This window comes from Vibrio sp. 99K-1 (assembly GCF_013114585.1).
GTDB classification, from domain to species: Bacteria; Pseudomonadota; Gammaproteobacteria; order Enterobacterales; family Vibrionaceae; genus Vibrio; species Vibrio chagasii_B.
Genome location: NZ_VTXF01000001.1, coordinates 346,590 through 365,381, shown reverse-complemented (window position 1 = coordinate 365,381; position 18,792 = coordinate 346,590). Strand labels below are relative to the sequence as shown.

At 43.6% G+C, this 18,792-nt stretch carries 17 protein-coding genes; 5 read left to right on the top strand and 12 right to left on the bottom strand.

From position 1 onward, the window contains the following. Positions 1–4 precede the first annotated feature (4 nt). The 11 genes from F0228_RS01650 to F0228_RS01600 form a co-directional block, all read right to left on the bottom strand. A complete protein-coding gene (locus F0228_RS01650; RefSeq protein WP_171761757.1) occupies positions 5–724 on the bottom strand; it encodes a Crp/Fnr family transcriptional regulator in 720 nt (239 codons plus the stop codon). A gap of 226 nt (positions 725–950) precedes the next feature. Beyond that, positions 951–2,252 (bottom strand): BatD family protein, encoded by a 1,302-nt coding sequence (locus F0228_RS01645; RefSeq protein ID WP_116870739.1) that lies wholly within the window; start codon positions 2,250–2,252, stop codon positions 951–953. Continuing rightward, complete coding sequence (locus F0228_RS01640) at positions 2,239–3,834, bottom strand: VWA domain-containing protein (protein WP_239930599.1); 1,596 nt, start codon at positions 3,832–3,834, stop codon at positions 2,239–2,241. The genes F0228_RS01645 and F0228_RS01640 overlap by 14 nt, the downstream gene beginning before the upstream one ends. Then, entirely contained in the window at positions 3,824–4,921 is a 1,098-nt protein-coding gene (locus F0228_RS01635) for a VWA domain-containing protein (protein ID WP_171761756.1), read from the bottom strand. Before F0228_RS01635 ends, F0228_RS01640 begins: the two co-directional genes overlap by 11 nt. Next, a complete protein-coding gene (locus F0228_RS01630; protein ID WP_116870742.1) occupies positions 4,908–5,420 on the bottom strand; it encodes a DUF4381 domain-containing protein in 513 nt (170 codons plus the stop codon). The genes F0228_RS01635 and F0228_RS01630 overlap by 14 nt, the downstream gene beginning before the upstream one ends. Then, positions 5,410–6,354 (bottom strand): DUF58 domain-containing protein, encoded by a 945-nt coding sequence (locus F0228_RS01625; protein ID WP_171761755.1) that lies wholly within the window; start codon positions 6,352–6,354, stop codon positions 5,410–5,412. The genes F0228_RS01630 and F0228_RS01625 overlap by 11 nt, the downstream gene beginning before the upstream one ends. Positions 6,355–6,365: 11 nt before the next feature. Further along, complete coding sequence (locus F0228_RS01620) at positions 6,366–7,388, bottom strand: MoxR family ATPase (protein ID WP_116870744.1); 1,023 nt, start codon at positions 7,386–7,388, stop codon at positions 6,366–6,368. 59 nt (positions 7,389–7,447) lie between these two features. Next, positions 7,448–8,479, bottom strand: coding sequence for a hypothetical protein (locus tag F0228_RS01615; RefSeq protein WP_116870745.1), 1,032 nt, complete (start codon positions 8,477–8,479; stop codon positions 7,448–7,450). Further along, the gene (locus tag F0228_RS01610) at positions 8,476–9,015 is read right to left on the bottom strand and encodes a hypothetical protein (RefSeq protein WP_116870746.1); all 540 of its coding nucleotides are present in this window, start codon (positions 9,013–9,015) and stop codon (positions 8,476–8,478) included. The genes F0228_RS01615 and F0228_RS01610 overlap by 4 nt, the downstream gene beginning before the upstream one ends. 9 nt (positions 9,016–9,024) lie before the next feature. Further along, positions 9,025–10,329, bottom strand: a complete 1,305-nt coding sequence (locus F0228_RS01605; protein WP_116870747.1) for an anaerobic sulfatase maturase — start codon at positions 10,327–10,329, stop codon at positions 9,025–9,027. Positions 10,330–10,593: 264 nt separating this feature from the next. After that, entirely contained in the window at positions 10,594–12,141 is a 1,548-nt protein-coding gene (locus F0228_RS01600) for an arylsulfatase (RefSeq protein WP_239937404.1), read from the bottom strand. Positions 12,142–12,406: 265 nt separating this feature from the next. Here F0228_RS01600 and F0228_RS01595 point away from each other — a divergent pair, with 265 nt between their 5' ends. The 5 genes from F0228_RS01595 (at position 12,407) to F0228_RS01575 (ending at position 17,782) form a co-directional block, all read left to right on the top strand. Next, the gene (locus F0228_RS01595; RefSeq protein WP_116870749.1) at positions 12,407–13,186 is read left to right on the top strand and encodes a LuxR C-terminal-related transcriptional regulator; all 780 of its coding nucleotides are present in this window, start codon (positions 12,407–12,409) and stop codon (positions 13,184–13,186) included. 242 nt (positions 13,187–13,428) lie between these two features. Then, positions 13,429–14,256, top strand: coding sequence for an SDR family oxidoreductase (locus F0228_RS01590; RefSeq protein WP_116870750.1), 828 nt, complete (start codon positions 13,429–13,431; stop codon positions 14,254–14,256). Positions 14,257–14,551: 295 nt separating this feature from the next. Further along, a complete protein-coding gene (locus tag F0228_RS01585; protein ID WP_116870751.1) occupies positions 14,552–15,979 on the top strand; it encodes a sodium-dependent transporter in 1,428 nt (475 codons plus the stop codon). 253 nt (positions 15,980–16,232) lie between these two features. Further along, a complete protein-coding gene (locus F0228_RS01580; protein WP_017072366.1) occupies positions 16,233–16,556 on the top strand; it encodes a hypothetical protein in 324 nt (107 codons plus the stop codon). Positions 16,557–16,558: 2 nt separating this feature from the next. Next, positions 16,559–17,782, top strand: coding sequence for an efflux RND transporter periplasmic adaptor subunit (locus F0228_RS01575; RefSeq protein WP_017072365.1), 1,224 nt, complete (start codon positions 16,559–16,561; stop codon positions 17,780–17,782). Positions 17,783–18,241: 459 nt separating this feature from the next. Here the strand turns inward: F0228_RS01575 and F0228_RS01570 are convergent, their stop codons facing one another. Next, the gene (locus F0228_RS01570; protein WP_171761754.1) at positions 18,242–18,781 is read right to left on the bottom strand and encodes a hypothetical protein; all 540 of its coding nucleotides are present in this window, start codon (positions 18,779–18,781) and stop codon (positions 18,242–18,244) included. Positions 18,782–18,792 lie beyond the last annotated feature (11 nt).

Sequence of the window (18,792 nt, the reverse complement as noted above, 5' to 3'; positions counted from 1 at the left end):
TACGCTACTGGGATTTTATCTCCGCAACTGGATCACGCATCATTAGATTCATTGGTGAAATACGTTCGTATAGCCCTTCAACATCTGAGATAAATACTTTACCCCTTTGAATCTTGACCAAACCGTCCTGTTCTATTCCTTTCAACACTTCGTTCAAGCGTGAGCGAGAAATTCCAGTAATCGTACTCAATTGAGTTTGTGACACGTTAACACTCACGGTAGCTCCCGCTATGTTATTTTGGCGCGCAGCGAGTTCTAAAAGTACATAAATCGTTTTTTGTTCTTTTTCATGGATAGAGGAAAGGTAAGCCTGCATCCAAATCGATTGTGCTCGGGTTCCGCAATGAAGCAGCCATTTGAATACCATGCACTGCTCTTCAGCCAGCTCTAGTACCTTTTCGGATGGGAAAAGTACCATGCTGACCGGTTCAACTTCTTCAGCAACCGCAAAAAGATTGTATTCAGCGTGAATCGACAAGGCCCCCATCCAATCACCTTTACCGATCACTCCTCCCGATAAGCTCTTCATATTTTCCGTCGAAAAGCAGATTCCCGCAGAGCCACTAAGAATATAGAAAACGCCAGGTAGGTTTTGAAACTTTTGTGTAATTTCCAAGCTTTGGATACCGGTTTTAAATACGGCAATCTCAAGTAAGCTATCGATAAGACCTTGTGGTAAATCACATGGCCACTGTATTTGTTTGCCTATGGTTGGGTCTAACAACAGTAATACGCTCCTTTCCCAAAATCCAACACGAGATGTGACAGATACTTTTAAAATATAGTCTATTCAGATAGTTGTACTAGAGAATTTTTATAATCATAGACAAAGTTAATCTAATAATTTTGCTAATACCTCCCATGCGCCTTGGTTAAGAAAGCGTATGGGAGGTATGCGCCTATCTTCAAGTTTAACCAACACTCCGCTACCCCTGGCGTTTATTAGCGACCTAACACTTTTGAGGTTTTGGCGGCATAGACATCAGTAGTTTTGCTAACACTTTGATCAAAAAAACGCGTGGGTGTTGCACTTCTATCAATGAATGAAGTGCCATGTTTTGTTGATATCTTTGCCAAATAACATCCAGCTCATCAAACGTTCTTCCTTCCTGCACTAATACTTTGGATTGAAAGTGCTTAAGCAATATTTGGTAAACCGCCTGTTCATACAAAGGTATATCTTTCTGGTATATCGCCTGACTTAATGTCACCCACCTATTGTTTCGATGAGCTCGGACATATCGATACAAGATCATGACTGCCAAAGCCAATGCTCCAATAAAGGCAGCTATCGAGGCTAGCAACCACTTGTACAGCTCAACAAAAGAACCTAACGTATGCGACACTTCCCAACTTCGCTCTTCCAGCACAAGAGTCCTTTGCATTTGAGACGCAGAATCCCACCAAAACACTCTTACAGAAGGAAGGGTCACTCGCCCCGGCTGATTGACTATATAGGTCACTCTTTCTATTCGTTGGGCAAGGCGCACTCCTCTTTGCTCATCATCGAGGTACTGAGTAGACTCGGGGTACACCAAAAATTGACTCTCTAATGTGTCAGGGAGTGTGGTGCTCTCCGGTAAAAGTGCGCTGATAGTGTCATGTGCCGATAACGTCACTTCACGAGTGATAGAGTCGCCTACACTGAGCTTTTTCTCTAACTCCTGTGAGCTCCCACTTTGAGAGACCAATGTCCACTTTTCGTGCAGGTTAGCTTCAGAGCCAGTTAACCATTTGTAGCCAGCCGTCATATTGGCTGAAGGCTTGTGAGCATTGAAAGACAAAGCCTTTGTGAGCAAGACCCCTTCAATATTATTCCGACCCTGCTTTACGCCAATTTCAAGTGCAACAGGAGGGATTCGATAGTCTCCACTCTGCAATGGGTAAAGCACTATTTCCCAAAGTTGCTTGGAATACACTTTCCCATCAATACGCTCTGTAGAGTTAACAGCAAAAGAACTCACAGGCAGCACTACCGCATTATCAATCTCGACACGATGTATCTTAGTACCTTTGGTGAACCAGGTATCAGTCATCACTTCTATGTTGAGAGTGATCTGCTCATGCACCGAAATATTAGAACTGGCGTGCGTCAGCCAAGCATTGAGTTTTACATTGCCTTGCTCATAGAGTGAGGCTAGCTTCTGACTGTGAGTATTTGGCTCGCTATAAGCAGAATGACTCGTTAAGCTAATAACTAAACACAAAAGCTGGAATAAACTCGTTAGTTGCATCTTTCTACTTAGCTGCATCTTTCCACTCCGTCTGATTCGCCGCCCCTTGTTGATACTGCAATGCAAACTTGGTGGAGATAAAGCTCGATAAGTCACTCTGAACGCGCTTCATCCACTTTTCGTTGGCGCCTGGATCATTCAAGATTTGTTCAGCGGATAAGACTTCTTGAATCACTTGAGCTTGCTCTACTTGCTGCTTTACGCCATCCGAGCGTTGCGGCTTATCACCATTCTCTTTACTTACCTGACGTTCATTGCTTTTCGATTGTTCCTTCGTGAAACTATCAATATAAGCAATCACATCTTCTACAATCTTTAAATTGTGAAGCGCCTCTTTATTGTTCGGATACAGATCCAAGATATCTCGGTACAAAGATCGGGCGGCGACAAACTCCTTTTGATTGGTCAATGAAGCCGCTGCACCTAATCGCCCCTGTAACGTGTCACTTCGCATGTAGAATTGTTGTGCTAATTCATACTCACCCGCTTGATAATAGGCCGATGCTTTCCAGTACTCATTTTTAAAGACTTGTGCGGCTTGGTGGTATTCTTGATCTTGAAAATACAGAGCCCCCTGCTGATCTCTCGTCAGCCAGACATCGACTAGCGAAAACTCTGCAGCGTATAAGTTAGGGCTGTAAGTCGCGCTATAAAACAGAGAAGCCACAACACACCACTGAACCAGCCAACCCTTTCTAAACCACAATAAATACGGAACCAATACCATCCACACCAAAGGGTAACTTGCATCAAACCAAGGTTCAGCTTGATCTGCAGAAAGCTCAGCAAACGACGTTATTTTCCCACTAAGGTTTTTGATATCTTGGCTATCTTGAGTAAAAGCGACGAACTCGCCACGCACCGAGCCGGCTAATTTCGACAGTGCTTCAACTTCCAAAGGTAAAGGAGATAAAACCTCTTGGTTGCCAACACCATAGATCAGCAGTTGGTAACCTTTTACCTCGAAATATTCTTGATACGCACGGTAAGCCAGTTGGTTTACCGCATCGGTCACCAACAATATCGTGGCATTGGCAGTTTCAGGTACTAATCTGTCAATGACAGGCAAAGTATATTCGGCAAACTTACCCGCTCTTGGCATGACTTCAGGATGGATAGCCTCCAATAAAGGCATAAACACTTCGATGTCTTGCGTTAAAGGCATCGCTAAATGAGCGGTACCCGAGTAGACGACTAACGCTGTTTTTCCTTTACCTTGCAGATCAATCAGCTCCGCTATTTTTTGTTTCGCTCTAAACAGACGACTTGGCGCAATATCCTTTTGTAGCATCGACTCAGAGACATCGAGCACAACCACCAATGGCGTGGTGTCTTCTGCAAAAGGCGAAGACTGACGATACCAACTGGGCCCGGAAGCAATCACTATCACGGCCAAACAGATTACGCTGAGCAGTATTATCGGAAGGTGCTTCACTCGAGACGACTCACCAACACGCAAAGCATCAGACAAGTGCTTGGGCAAATGAGTTACCCACGAATTCTGCTTTTGGTTGCGGCGCCAATTCATGATCAGAACCACAACAAGTGGCACGATTAGTAACAGCCATTCTGGGCGTATAAAGTGAAAATTATCCATCATAGCCCCCTGTGCTTTGGGTTTCTGGCTTCATACGCAATCGCAAAAGAGAACGAGCGACCATAAACAACAGATGGTAAATAAAGGCGATAAGCAAAGGCACATAATGAAGACTTTGTTTTGGCTGATAACGATAGCTTTCAAACACACTCGGTTCGAGTTCATTGATGATGTCGTATACATTGCTTAGCTCGCTAGGTGACATCGCTAAAAAGCTCCTTCCCCCCGTCAACTTAGCAACCGTATCAATGACATCCATATCAATCGCTTGTTCACCCGAAGTATTCGGACTACCCATCGCTACTAGATGAATCTTGATGTTATGTGCAGCAGCCACTTTAGCGGCATCAATCGGAGGTACTAAGCTGTCGGTGTCATTACCATCGGTAAGTACAATCATCAGATGTTCTCGCTTGAGATGCTCGTCACTATGACTATCCTGTGCAATTGAATTCGATTGACTGCTATTTAAGCCTGATGGTTGCTCTTGCTTATCTTTCTGGTTCTCAGAAAGAAATGTCTTAATACCCAGACCGATTGCATCACCCAAATGAGTACTTTGCCCAGCCATTGCTGGCTCGGTTTCATTTAGCAGTGCCAACCATGCCGAGTGGTCAGCCGTGAATGGCGATTGGAGAAAAGCAGAATCACCAAATACAATGAGACCCAGTCGATCGCCTTTGCGCTTCTGACTGAACGTATCCAGCACGTCTTTTGACGCTGCCAAACGAGTTACTTGGTTCCCATCACTATCAGATAAATCATCTGTCGCCATTGAGCCAGACAAATCCAGAACCATCATCACATCACGGCCCGTTAGCTCTCTCGTCTCTTCAGGCCCTAACCAAACGGGTTTGGCAGCAGCAAGTACAACTAAAAACCAACCTAAAACCAGAGAAGAACGTTGCCAAACACCTACTTTGATCTGACTTGAGCCTTTCTCAGTCCTCAAACCTAAACTAGATGCCAACGCATTAAAAAAAGGTACCTTTAAAGCAAGCTGGGGAGTTTGATGACTCGGTACAAAACAGTAGATAAGAATAGGCAGGGGCAATAAAGCGAAAACCAATAGATATTCAAACTCGATCATCCGTCCCCCTCGTATGGCCTTTTACCCATGCAATTGCACTTGTACGAATCTGACTCAATTCAGTTTTAGTCCAGCCATAATCAAGAGCTGGCTTATATATATCTTGCTGCCACTGCATCAGAAGCGTCCGGTCAAATACGAATTGTGGTGAAGAGACCATAAGAAATTCTGCCCACTCATCGCCACTTAGCATAGCGACCTTACTTCTAGGAAACGAACAACAAGCCACTTGCTTCAAAAGGCTGTTAATGGTGCGCAGTTCTTGATGTAAGCGCTGATTATCAAGGGTATCTTGTTTAGTTCTACAGATTGTTTTCACTGCTAGGCGACGATATTTGTTCGCCCTGTAGGATTGAAAAAAGTGGAACGACTTCCAAGCTCCCCACATTAAAATCAGAACAAAAGTGACTTTCCAACCAATTGTCGTTGGTAACCAACTGACATCAATATTCGAGGCCGGGTCGATAAAGCCTTTGAGCAAAACTCGATTATCGGACACGGTAGCCCCCGCTCATTTTTTGAATAAAGTCAGCGATGTGGTTACCAGACGTGTCTAACCTGACCACATCAACCCCACCAGCACTCAATAACTGATGGATATCTTGATATGCATGTTTGGTCGCTTGATTGTATTGATCAAGTTTCTCGTTCAATGATGTATCAACCAATAACTGCCACTCACCATCACTGATATGAATCGGTTGAGTGAATTCAAGTTCCAGTTCCATAGGGTCATTCACAGCAATTCCCATAAAATCATTGTGCTGTTTGAGCCATTTAATTCGTTGAACGTCTTGTTCTGTAGCGTCATTAAAATCACTTATAATGACGATCAAACAGCCCTTGAGTTTTTGCTGTGTTAGCTTATTCAAAGCGCTTGATAGCCCAAAGGCTAGGCCCTCTTTAGCTTTCGGCTCTTTACGGGATAAACCCTGATTTACAAGCGCTAGTGACTGAAGAATCCGTGCAACGTGAGCAGAATGACGTTGCGGTTTGTGCCAGTACTGCTTATCGTTTGAAAAAATCAGTGCGCCAATGCGATCACTGTCTTTTAGCACCTTCCAAGCACAGCAAGCGGCGACTTGAGCTGCCACCACTGATTTCATGGTATCGACCGATGAAAAATACATGCTACTACGTTGATCGATGAGCAAGATCACGGGCAGATCTTTCTCCTCACTTTGAACCCTTACGTAAGGCTCAAGCATTCTTTGTGTCACATTCCAATCGATGCTGCGAATATCATCCCCCATTTGGTAGTGACGAAACTCTTCAAAGTTAAGTCCTCGACCGCGGTAACGAGACAAATGGTTGCCAGCTTGTCTAGAACGGCTTTTGCTTAATGGTGGCAACGAAAAACCTGTCGAATTCAATTTTGTCGCCATCAAGGACTCAAACGAACTGACAACCCTTGCGTCATTGGAAATATTCATAACAATGCTCCCTAAGATAGAGGCACATTAAGCAGTAGCTCGTCGACTATCTGTTCTGCGCTCACCGAGTTAGACAAAGCATCAAAACTTGGAGTAATACGATGGCCTAATACCGAAACCACTACGGCTCTTACGTCGTCTGGAGTTACATAATCGCGTCCTACTAACCAAGCCTGGGCACGGCTACATTTGTCTAATGCAATCGAAGCACGAGGGCTTACACCGACGTCGATCCATTTGTCTAGGTTTGAATCTGGATACAAATGCGGAAAACGCGTCGCCATAACAAGGTCCACAATATATTGCTTAATAGGCTGTGATATATGGATACGCTTTACCGCTTCCTTGCCTGCCGCAATATGCTCAAAACCGCCTTTAAATGCCGCAGCTAACAATTCATTTTGTTCTTGAGGCTGAGTCTCTGTATCCTGGTTTATTCCACCATCCATTAAGGCGAGCTCTTCCTGGCGAACCAAGTCAATAATCAACATTTCAGAGTCTCGATCTGGATAGTCCACATTCACTTTCATCATGAAGCGATCCATCTGCGCTTCCGGTAATGGGTAGGTGCCCTCTTGCTCAACTGGGTTTTGGGTGGCTATCACCAAGAAAGGTTCTGGTAGAGACATGGTTTCACCCGCAACCGTCACGGTACCTTCAGCCATCGCTTCTAATAGTGCGGCTTGAACTTTTGCTGGTGCTCGATTGATCTCATCAGCCAGCACCATAGAGCTAAAGATTGGCCCTGGTTGGAAAGTCAGTTTTGACTGTTCTTGATGATAAATCTGCGTGCCAGTAACATCTGAAGGAAGTAAATCGGGCGTAAATTGCACACGGCTAAACGCCATATTTAATTGTTCCGCCAATATTTTTGCTGCGCGAGTTTTTGCCGTTCCAGGAAGTCCTTCCAATAAAATATGCCCACCCGACAACAACGCAATCATCATTGATTGCGTAACATGGGCTTGACCAATAATGGAGTGGTTAGTCTGTTCTATTAGTTGGCAAATCGCTTCACGAGTATCTGTAGACATAGGATTACCTTGAGGGCTATCTAAAACGCTGATCACTTAATAAAAAGTCCAGCATCAATTTATTTGGGCAAATATGATGTTTTGAGTTTTGATACAACATCTTGAGGTGCGACAGATTCAAGCTCAGCAATGCACTTAGTCGCATCTTTTTCAGCACTCAATAATGTGTCGCATAATGCGTATAGGTAAGCTGGTTGAGCGTGTTCCCGATAGATGTCTTGATAGACTTTGATCGCCGTTTCAGCATAGCTATCTCGAACCAGAGTCGCATAGGCATACCCATAAGAGCCGTTATGGGGATCCAGCTCATACGCATTTCTCAAACGGCGCAGCGCATTTAGCCTTTCTTTAGTTCGTAAGTAAGACAGACCAAGGCTATGGTGTAGAGAGGCAGCTTGGGGATACTCTGCGAGTGTCTGCTTTAAAATCTCTTGAGCTCGGTTATCGTCACCTACGCTTTTCAGATATTCTGCGTAAGCGATAGCGACTCTTGGCTCTTTATGATCATCAAACTGCTCTGAGTAAATCAACTCGGCCTGTTCAAAGTCACCTTTAATGGTATAGATCCATGCGCGCTCCATATCTCCATCAAGATCGTCGGATAATAAAGCTAAATGCCTATCCACTGCAGGCTCTAGGCGGTCAAGATACTCTCCTGAAAGCTGTGGCCAGAGTTCGATCAAAGTTCGAACCGCTTGAGCTTCAACAGCTCGGTCGACATCATCTAGCATTGGAGAAATCAAATCCCACTTAGCTCTACCACGCCATTGTCCAGCCGCTTGTATCGCAGCTAAGCGCAATTGAGGGTATTCCGACCGCGAAGCCCTGGCGACTGCAATGATCGAATTAGGGCCATAATATTGCCCTAAGCTGACAGTCGCTGCAGCACGCTGGGCTATCGGCAAAGATTCGTTTTGAGAATACTCTGCTAACAACTGCTCGCGCTGCTCAGGCCCCAGAGTAATTTGGTTTGAGCTTTCTTCACTTAAAGCGTGGATTGTTGTCGCCTGGCAGGTTTGAGACTGAATACTAACTAGCACTCCAACAATAATAAGCAGCACCGCTGACCAATTAATTAGCCGATGTTTCATATTGGATGACGCTCTATATACAGTTGTTGAGATAGCTCTTCAGCCCTTACCATTAACGCATGCATAAAATAGATCTCATCGGTTTTCGCAAAACTATGAAGCACAAGCCATTCATTCAATGCTTCAAGGACTAAAGAATGTTCCGCTTTAGTTTCATTTTCACTTAAATACCCCAATGTTTTCAGAGCCGAAACCAATTCAGGATAGTTAGATGGTGGCATCATTAAATCGATAAATTGCGCCTCATTGGCCATCAACAGCACGTTGTAATTCGCTTTCGCCAGCTCATAGTTTGATCGTTTTTTTTCGTATTTTTCACCACATTGTGGGTTATCAGGTAGCTTCTGACACAAGTTAAAAAGTGTCGCAAATTCAGTGTATCGTTGGCTTTTTGTATCGAAGGCCATGTCAATCACAGCGCCAACAGAAGCTTGGTTAAACAAGTGTTCAGCTGGTATAGGCTGTTCCGTTTGAGCAGAAACAGCTTGGCTGAAAAGTGCAGCAGTAAGCAAAGCGGCAGTCTTGAATCTCATCATGGTACACCTCTATTTAAACTTGATTTTCATTGCATCACTGTTGATGCCTTTGTGTACCGGATAACCCATAGTGGCCACAACCATTGAGATGTAAGGGTCAATATGAGAGAAAAAGCGCTTCCAACCTGCACATAGGTAGTTCAGTCCTGTTTCACCATCGAGCGTTTTAATAAAACGATTTTTCGGGCATTCGCCAAAACAAGCGAATTGATAGGTACACTCTCTACATTGCTTTGGAAGTGAAGACTCTTTTGCACGCCCAAACTCTTCTTGTCCTTTAGAAAACTGCATATCTTCTAGCTTGGCATCATTGATATTGCCAAGTTTATAGTCAGGATAGACGTAGTGGTCACAAGCGAATACATCACCATTGTGCTCAATAGCTAGACCCTTTCCACACATAGGAGCAAGTGTACAAAGAGGGTTTACACGGCCCATCCAAGTTTCAACGCAAGATTCGAAATACGGTACATTTACTTGGCCGATATCGTTCTCTAACCATTCGTCAAAAATGGTACAAAGAAATTCACCCCATTGATGGTCTGATACGCACCAAGACTCGACGATCGAATTAGGGTGGCTTGGCTCAGTTTCAGGCATGCCTTGAAATATGACTTCTTCATCTGTCCACTTTTGAGGTGCCGTATCTCGGAACGATTTCGGTTCAACAATTGGGATAAACTGCATCTGCGGTGAACGGATCTCGTCGCGTAGAAAGCGATAAACGTCCAGTGGGTTTGAACCTGTAAGATTGTTTACACAAGTTAAGGTCGCAAAATTAACCTTGTGTTTATGCAGAATATCGACACCTTTCATAGTTTGCTTGAATGTGCCGCGACCAGCTCGGTTAGTACGGTAGGCATTGTGAATCATCTCTGGGCCATCAATACTTAAACCAACCATGAACTTATTTTTGCTTAAGAACTTGCCCCATTCATCGTTCAGTAAGGTGCCATTGGTCTGAAGGTTGTTCTCAATTTTGACGCCTTTCGGGCAATATTTCTTTTGAAGACGCACGACATCACGAAAGAAATTCACGCCAAGTAACGTCGGTTCACCACCTTGCCAATGGAATACAATCTCAGGGAAGTTTTGCTGTTCGATATAGGTTCTGATGTAGGTGTCGAGCATTTCTTCGCTCATTTGAGTCGTGCAGCCGCGCTCATGGCCTAACAACTCTTCTTTACTTAGGTAATAACAGTAAGTGCAATCGATGTTGCAGGCAGAGCCTATCGGCTTAGTCATGATATTCATACGCTGCGCAGGCGCTGCTTTGGGTAACATAATCGTGTTGTGCTGAGCTGATTGGGTCATTATTTTTCCTCTTCTCGTTCACTCACATTCACTGTGCAACTGCTTCCCTAAAACAACCTACATCGGTTATCTGCAACCATTATCGACCAAGCAATTCGGGGGGTAATCAGTAGTATTACGGTATCGGCTCATACAGAGTGACGAAAAAAAAGAGCGACCCAAATGGTCGCTCTTCCTGTTCCCGATTAGCAATTAGGACTCAGCTGATTGAACAATATTGTATATCGATACCGTTAACACTGATGCCCTATGAACATTGAAACTCTATTGATATTGAGCTCGCTGCCAAATGTTCATCTTCTCTACAATCTTGTCGATAGAGAACGAACCTGGTACTTGACGAGGTGGAAACTCTTGGAAAGTTTGCAAGAATTGGAATGTGTAAGCCGCACCCATGTACATGTATGGCAAGTGCTCAACACGCCACTGCTGATAACCTACACCCTCTTTATGTGCATTCTCATAAGGGTCTTGACGTAGGTTAAAGATGTATGGGAAACGTAACTCTTCAAATTGACATTGCCAAGTTTCAATACCATGACATTCGTTAACCGTGAACATCACTTTCCAATCACCCATACGAACCGCTGAGATGTGACCATCATCGGCTGCATACACAAAGCCTTTACGAGGCCAATTCAGGTTGTTGTCTGCCGTCGTGTTTTTGCCTTCTTTCAGTGCAGGCATTAAGTTGTAACCGTCTAGATGTACTTTGTACTCTTTACCGTTAAGCTTTTTGCCCTTTTTAAGGTCAGCGACAATGTCCTTCTCACCAGCGGCGGCTAGGAATGTTGGAGCCCAATCATTGTGAGCAGCAATTTCATTCACTACAGTGCCCGCGGGGATCTTGTTTGGCCAACGCATCATAGCTGGTACGCGGAAACCACCTTCCCAAGTTGAGTTCTTCTCACCGTAGAAACGAGATGTTGCACCATCAGGCCAAGACCATTTTTCAGCACCGTTATCAGTGGTGTATGAAACGATCGTGTTATCGGCAATCTTCAACTCATCGAGCTTGTCAAGCAGTTGACCAACCATGTTGTCGTGCTCTACTAAACCGTCACCGTATATACCGCCACGTTTAGATAAGCCTTTTGATTCTTCTTTCAAGTGTGTCCAAACGTGCATACGTGTTGAGTTAAACCAAACGAAGAAAGGTTTTTTCTCTTTGTGAGCACGGTCGATGAAGTCTAAAGCACCTTCAAGGAACTCTTCGTCAACAGTTTCCATACGTTTGATCGTTAGAGCACCAGTATCTTCAATACGGCCATCAGCGTATGAATGAATAACACCACGTGGGCCAAAACGCTTTTTAAACGCTGGGTTTTTCGGGTAATCCGGATGCTCTGGCTCTTCTTCTGCGTTTAGGTGGTAAAGACTACCCATAAACTCATCAAAGCCATTCGCTGTTGGCAAGTGTTCGTCACGATCACCTAGGTGGTTCTTACCAAACTGCCCCGTCATGTAACCTTTGTTTTTTAGCATTATCGCGATGGTTGGATCTTCAGGGCGCATACCTTCAGCAGCACCAGGCATACCTACCTTCGTTAAACCTGTACGCATTGGGTGTTGGCCAGTGATAAATGCACTACGGCCCGCTGTACAAGAGTTTTCACCGTAGAAGTCAGTAAACAGCACGCCTTCATTCGCGATACGATCAATATTAGGAGTCCAGTGACCCGCTTGGCCGCGTGTATAAGCAGAGACATTATCGATACCAATATCGTCACCCCAGATAGCTAAGATGTTAGGGCGGCTGGTATCCGTTGTCGCGTAACTCGCCATTGCAGTCGATGCAAGTGCTGCACCCATCGCCAGCTGTAGGAAGGTTTTCTTTTTGAACATAGCTCAAGACCTTTTGTGATTTTTAAAAGTAATTTCTTTCCGAGAGCTATTATTTAAGAAACATAAAAGTAGGTAATCAGTAGTATTACTGATTTAAATGATAGTGATATATCGAACGTTGGTGAGAATAACGTTGGCGATAATATTCGGATATATAATGAAACGTTTGACGAGTAGCCCTAAAAAAAGCTAGTTTGTTTAGTATTATTACTGTTGAGGTTGATGATTTTTGATGACAAATACCACTAAAATATCTTTTGAAGACCTAGTGACGGAACAATCCGACGCATTAATTGGCTCACCTCCCAAAGATTTTGACATGACTTGGCAAAGAATCGCGCACTCCGTATTAGATTGGTTTGACATTGATAGAGTCACGCTTTTCCCCAACTCAATGATCATGCTCAACGACGGAAAGACCGTTACTATCGCTCGTGAGGGAGTTCCAGAGCTCAATGCACAGAGCTTTATTAGTGGCAATTACTTAGATTATCTAAAACAACTAAGAACAAAAAAACGTTGGCTGACATTTGACGAAGAAGAGATGAGTGACCACAAGATATCGGTTCTCAGAACATTGTATACGGAAGGTGGGCGTTGGCATGGCATCATCCCTCTGAAACTGTTTGGGCAAGATTGGGGTGCGCTATCCTTTTCCCGATTTAACAACGAGTTAGACCCACTATCAGACCAAGACATGAAGCGTCTTAAGCTTATCTGTGATATTTGGCTGTGTTATTGGCAGCACTCAACAATGGCTCGAAACCTAAAACAAGACCAAGCGATTAATGCAAATGAAGGTGAAAAACTTCTTCTATTATCACCTAAGCAGTGCTCTGTATTAACACTGCTCGCTCAAGGTTTTACCGCAAAACAGTGCGCTGAAAAGCTATTCTTAAGCCCCCGAACCATCGAATCTCACAAGTATCGTATGATCGACATATTGGAGCTAGAAAACAATACAGAACTAATCCAGTTCGCACTTCGTAATGGCCTAGGAATCGATCAATAACCTTCCTGTCGTTTCAAACACTTCCAACATTCTACTGAGTAGAACGCCTGTCACTTCAAAATGATAGGCGTTATTTCCGTAATACTACTGATTACAAAAGCAAGCTTACAAATTAAATTTAGGTATCAATAAATCTAGCTTCTAAATATATCCCTGACGATTACCACTTTAATTTTATAAAAGGGATAATTTCACGGTATATCTCTAGGTTTACTTCCTAACTAATTACTTGGAGCTTATCTATGTCTCTCAAAAATGTTCTTGTTACTGGTGCCTCATCAGGTATCGGTAAAGATCTGGTAATTGCGCTACTCAAGCAAGGTCACACCGTTTACTGCGGTGCAAGGCGCATTGAAAACATGCACGATTTGAGAATATTGGGAGCACATGTAGTAGAGATCGATGTACGAAATGAAGCGCAGGTAAATGCTGCCGTAGCCAAAATGATCTCAGAAGTAGGTAATATTGACATTGTTTATTCCAATGCCGGTTACCCAATCGCAGGCCCTATTGAAGAAACACCGATAGAAAAAGTCCATGCCCAGTTTGATACAAACGTTTATGGCGCTGCACGCCTTGCCCGCGCTGTATTGCCACATATGCGAGAGAGAAATCAAGGTCGTATCATCTTTACTACTTCTATCGCGGCACGTGTTTCTACCAGCATGAATTCTTGGTATTCAGCTTCTAAACATGCTCTAAACGGTATGGCTAAAGGACTATCTCAAGAAATTGCGGACTTTAATATCCAGATTTCGACGATCGAGCCGGGCTGCGTTCAAACAGAGCTTGATGCAATTCAACTGCAAGATATGAAAGACACTAATCAGATTGCCGAATATAAAGAGATAGTCGACAAATCTCATAAATTCTTAGATGAAGCTTACAGAAAAGGAGCAACACCCGAATCCACTGTAAACCACATGCTCAAAGCAGGGTTTGATGCTAAGCCAAAACTGAGTTATCAAACGACATTAGATGCCAAGCTCATGACTGTTGTACAAAAGGTCATTGGTGAAAAGGCTCTAGGCTCTCTACTTTCTAAGTTAATAAAACGCACATCAGTTTAGTTTTAAATCGTGTTGGTAGCTCATAAAAGTATTGAGCTGCCTGCTCTCCACTCCCCCTCGACATGCTCTCCCTCTCCAATATCGAACACCGTTTACCCACTACATCAAAAGTGTCGCCATAACAAAGCCAAAGAAGGGTGATACCGTAATTCTACGGTTTAGCTTCGTACTTTCGCCCCCTACACTGCGCGGCGGTTTGAAGTAATGTGACATTAAGAACACCACATTACTTTCATTATCGTCAAAAAAGCAAAATCTAATTCAATCATTTACTTAGAACACTTTCGGAGATGTTGTGGCAAGTAACCTTTCACAATCAAGAGACACATGGGGCTCAAAGCTTGGCTTTGTTATGGCGGCAGCAGGTTCTGCTGTTGGTCTTGGAAACATATGGAAATTCCCTTATACGGCAGGTGAGAGTGGCGGCGGTGCCTTCGTTCTTATCTACCTAGCCTTTGTTATCGTCATCGGCTTTAGCGTTATGCTGACCGAGTTTGCTATCGGTCGACACACTCAGAAATCGGCGGTCGGAGCATTCAAAACGACCGACCGACGTTGGACGTTTACCGGCGTGATCAGTGTGGTAAGTGGCCTGTTGATCATGGGGTTCTACCCCGTAGTCGGAGGTTGGTCTATCGCCTACATCTACAAAGTAGCGACCGGGCTCCTCAACACGCCAGAATTAATTGGCGATAGCTTCGGAAGCTTTATTTCAACGCCAGTAGAACCACTAATGTGGATGAGTGTTTACCTCATGTTGAATGTACTTATCGTAATGAAGGGCATTTCTGGTGGTATTGAAAAAGCAGGTAAAATCCTAATGCCAATGCTATTCATGATTTTGATTATCGTATCGATCAAAGGACTGTCACTTCCAGGTTCAAGCGCTGGCCTTACGTTCCTATTCAGCCCTGACTTTTCAAAGGTCGACAGTAGCGTTGTACTGGCAGCACTGGGGCAAGCTTTCTTCTCATTAAGCCTAGCAACAGGCTGTATGATCACCTACGGTAGCTACTTAAATAAGAAAGAGAACCTAGTACAAACAACCGCGATGGTAGTAGCAATGGATAGCGGTGTGGCGCTGCTAGCAGGTGTCGCCATGTTCCCTGCAATGTTCGCGTTTGGTATGGAGCCTGCTGCGGGTCCAGGATTAGTATTCGTTGTCGTACCTCAACTCTTTGCCGAGATGGGTGGTGTAATTGGCCTTCTGTTCGCCCTACTCTTCTTCGTTGGCTTAAGTGTGGCAGCATTGACGTCTTCAGTTTCTTTACTTGAAGTTGCCGTGTCATACTTAATCGATGAAAAGCAGATGACTCGTTTTAAGGCTGTCTTGGTATCAAGCATTACCATGATCAGTATGTGTGTGCTTTCTTCGTTGTCTTTGGGAGGCATTGGTCCGAAATTATTCGATACTGGTGTATTCGATATCTTCGACCTGCTTACTGACAAAATCTTCCTAGCAGTTTGTGGCATGTTCATATGTATTTTTGCCGGCTGGAGATTGAACAAGAAAGACCTAGAGAATGAAATTACCAATAACGGACAAGTTTCGTTCCCTCTATTCAACTTGTGGTACACACTTGTTAAATACGTAATCCCTTTTGCAATCGCAATCGTTGCATTGATGGGCGTAAAAGCAGGTTTTGATAGCGGCAAGGGCGAAGTCATGCTGATGGGAATCGCATTTATCGCGTTTACAGCCGTGATATCCAAACGATTCTAAAACTAATTACCATTTAAATATGCAATTAATATAAGCCTGTCATTGTATGTCAGGCTTTATTTTTGTCTTCTAAGTCACTTCAAATTTTCAACTAAATAAGCTCTAGCTCATTTTTTCTTCGACTAGTAATCACGAGCCGTATTTTTACTGATTCACACACTTTATTAGCTCCGTACCATTCCTCTATTCGTTCACTCACACTAAGTGAACTTACTCTAACTCAAATTTTTTAATACCCATTTTAGGAAGCGTTATGAGTTTAATAAGCATGCCTTTTGTCGATACTGCGTTCGACACAGGCTTACATGTGGTCGCAGGACTGGTACTCATCGGTACGGTTGTAGGTGCGTTATATGCATTTTGGAAGTTCCATGAGCTCCCAATTCATCACGCAGACAAAAAGAAACATGGTCAGATGGGCTTAGTCACGATCCTCACCTGGATTGGCTTTATTTGGCACTGGGTTTGGGTGCTAGCTGTGATCATTGCTTTTGTCGATACAGAAAAGAGCATACGCCGTATTCGCCACATTTGGCATGATTCCGCACCAACTCAAACGGCAGAGACAGGAGAATAATAATGTTAGAAGGTTTAGCTGTATGGGCTCTATTCATTTACCTACTCCGTCTTATTGGGGTACCTTGGACAAAGCCATTTAAAATGTTCGCTTACGGCGGCGGTTCTGTTTGGCTTGTTTTTGTGTGGGTTGGCCTTATTACATGGGCACCAATGGATCTTTCTGGTGGATCTGTTGTGCAATCACCGCACATTCAATTGCGCCCTGGTTCAACTAGAGTAACGGGTAACATCGAAGCGCTTCACATCTCGCCAAACAGTCAAATTGAGAAAGGTCAACTGATCTACGAACTCGACGATGACTCTTATGTAATAGCGGTAAAGAAAGCGACAGCACAACTAGCTATCGCAGAGATGGCACATCAAGCTGCACTCCAAGATATCAGTATCGCTAAAACAAACTATCAAGCTTCACTTGAAGATGTTGAGATCATCAGCAACCAGATATCGGCGGCTAAACAAGACCTAACACTTAAGCAACGTACGCTAAAGCGCTATGTCGACCAGAATGCAAAAGTTAAAAATACCATTACTGAAAGCGTTCTTGATCAGCAAAGAACGGCCGTGGAAGTCGCTAAAAATCAACTCACGATCATTGAATCCCAATATCAGAAATCAAAAATCACTGCGAATAAAAATCTAAATCTGATTGAGAAATCACAGATTTCCGAGATTAGTAAGCAGGCCGATCTTCAAAATAAAAAAGCAGCCTTAGCCCAATCTGAATGGGATCTATCGCAAACAAAAATTTATGCGCCAAGTAACGGGTATGTGACTAACTTTATGGCTCGTGAAGGTCAATTTGTTGGTGCGATGCCTCGCTTAAAAATGTATAGCGATGAAAAGTTTGTTTTGATGCGAATTAACCATCAAGCGTTCAGAAACATCAAAGTTGGACAAGAAGCAGAATTTGCTACCGCCATCTATCCAGGCAAGGTCTTTAATGCCCGCGTAGAAGGCATTGTTGAAGCGACAGGTGAATCTCAAGGTTCTTTACTTGCTCGCGAAACGAATGTGCGTGCAACAACAGGCAAAAACGTAATGAACAAGCATCACTTTGTGCGCTTACGCATATCGGAGCCTGAAGGCTATGACATTCCTGTTGGTGCTGTTGGACTTGCGTGGGTTAATGCAGAAAAGCCAATACCATTTTTGAATTTCTTGAACGTTATTCGAGGCATCATTATCCGAATGAAAGCTCAAATTTACTTCCTATATAGCATGTAAGAATATGAATAAATTCCACAAAATTTGCGATTTCGTAGATATCACGCACAGAAAAAAGAGCCAACTAGTTCTATTTATCGCGTTTGTTTACCTCGTTATACGTTGCGCTTACTAGCCTCCTAGCGCTACTTATTCATATTAGAAACCCAGCGACATCAAGGATGATTTGCCCTCCCCTATAGGCTGCTGGGTTTCTCCCCCTACTTAACAATTCAAACGGTTTAAATAGTTACAAACTCGAGTTTAGATACTCAGTCTTATCCCTAGCTATTTAGCGTCAGCCTCTCTTACATAGCCGTATCTCTTTATTGACTATTGAAATCCAGCGATTTCTTTTAGCCAACTAACCCGCAACTCCAGCAGTGCCCCTAAAGTGATCACATGGTACCCACCAGACCATAGATATAAAAAAGCCCCATCAATCATTAAAGAGTGATGGGACTTCATAAAAACAGAAACTTAGCGGTAAGAAAAACGTACTGAGAGTGCTAATTGGTGGTCATAGACTTGATAGTTCTTCCAATCCACTCCAACACTCAACTTTGGAGTGGAATGGAATCGAGCTCCTGCCCTGAACGCCGATTTTTCATCGTCGTCATTCATTAATCTACCATAATGACCAGATAACTCGACTCTATCGCTTAACCAAAATCGAGCTCCGAAGTTAATTTCGGCGTATACAACACTGTTTTCTGACTGTTCGATAGCGACAGTCTCTGTGTACTTTACATGATGTCCTAGAACTTGCCCGTAAATATCCATTCTGCGGTTAACAGGGCCATTGAAACCGACACCAACAGCGGAGTCCCAATCCCTCTCTAGATGGCTATCAATTCGAGTGACAATATGGCCGTTTTGGCTCAAAGGTAGATAAACTTCACCTCCGATCGTTTCCGTTCCTGTCGCGACTCTCACTTCAAACGTGTGATAGTCAAAATTATTTGCAAATGCATATTGTGGTGCTGATAAAGACATCATCAGTAAAGCAAGCTTCTTCATAAGTAGTACGT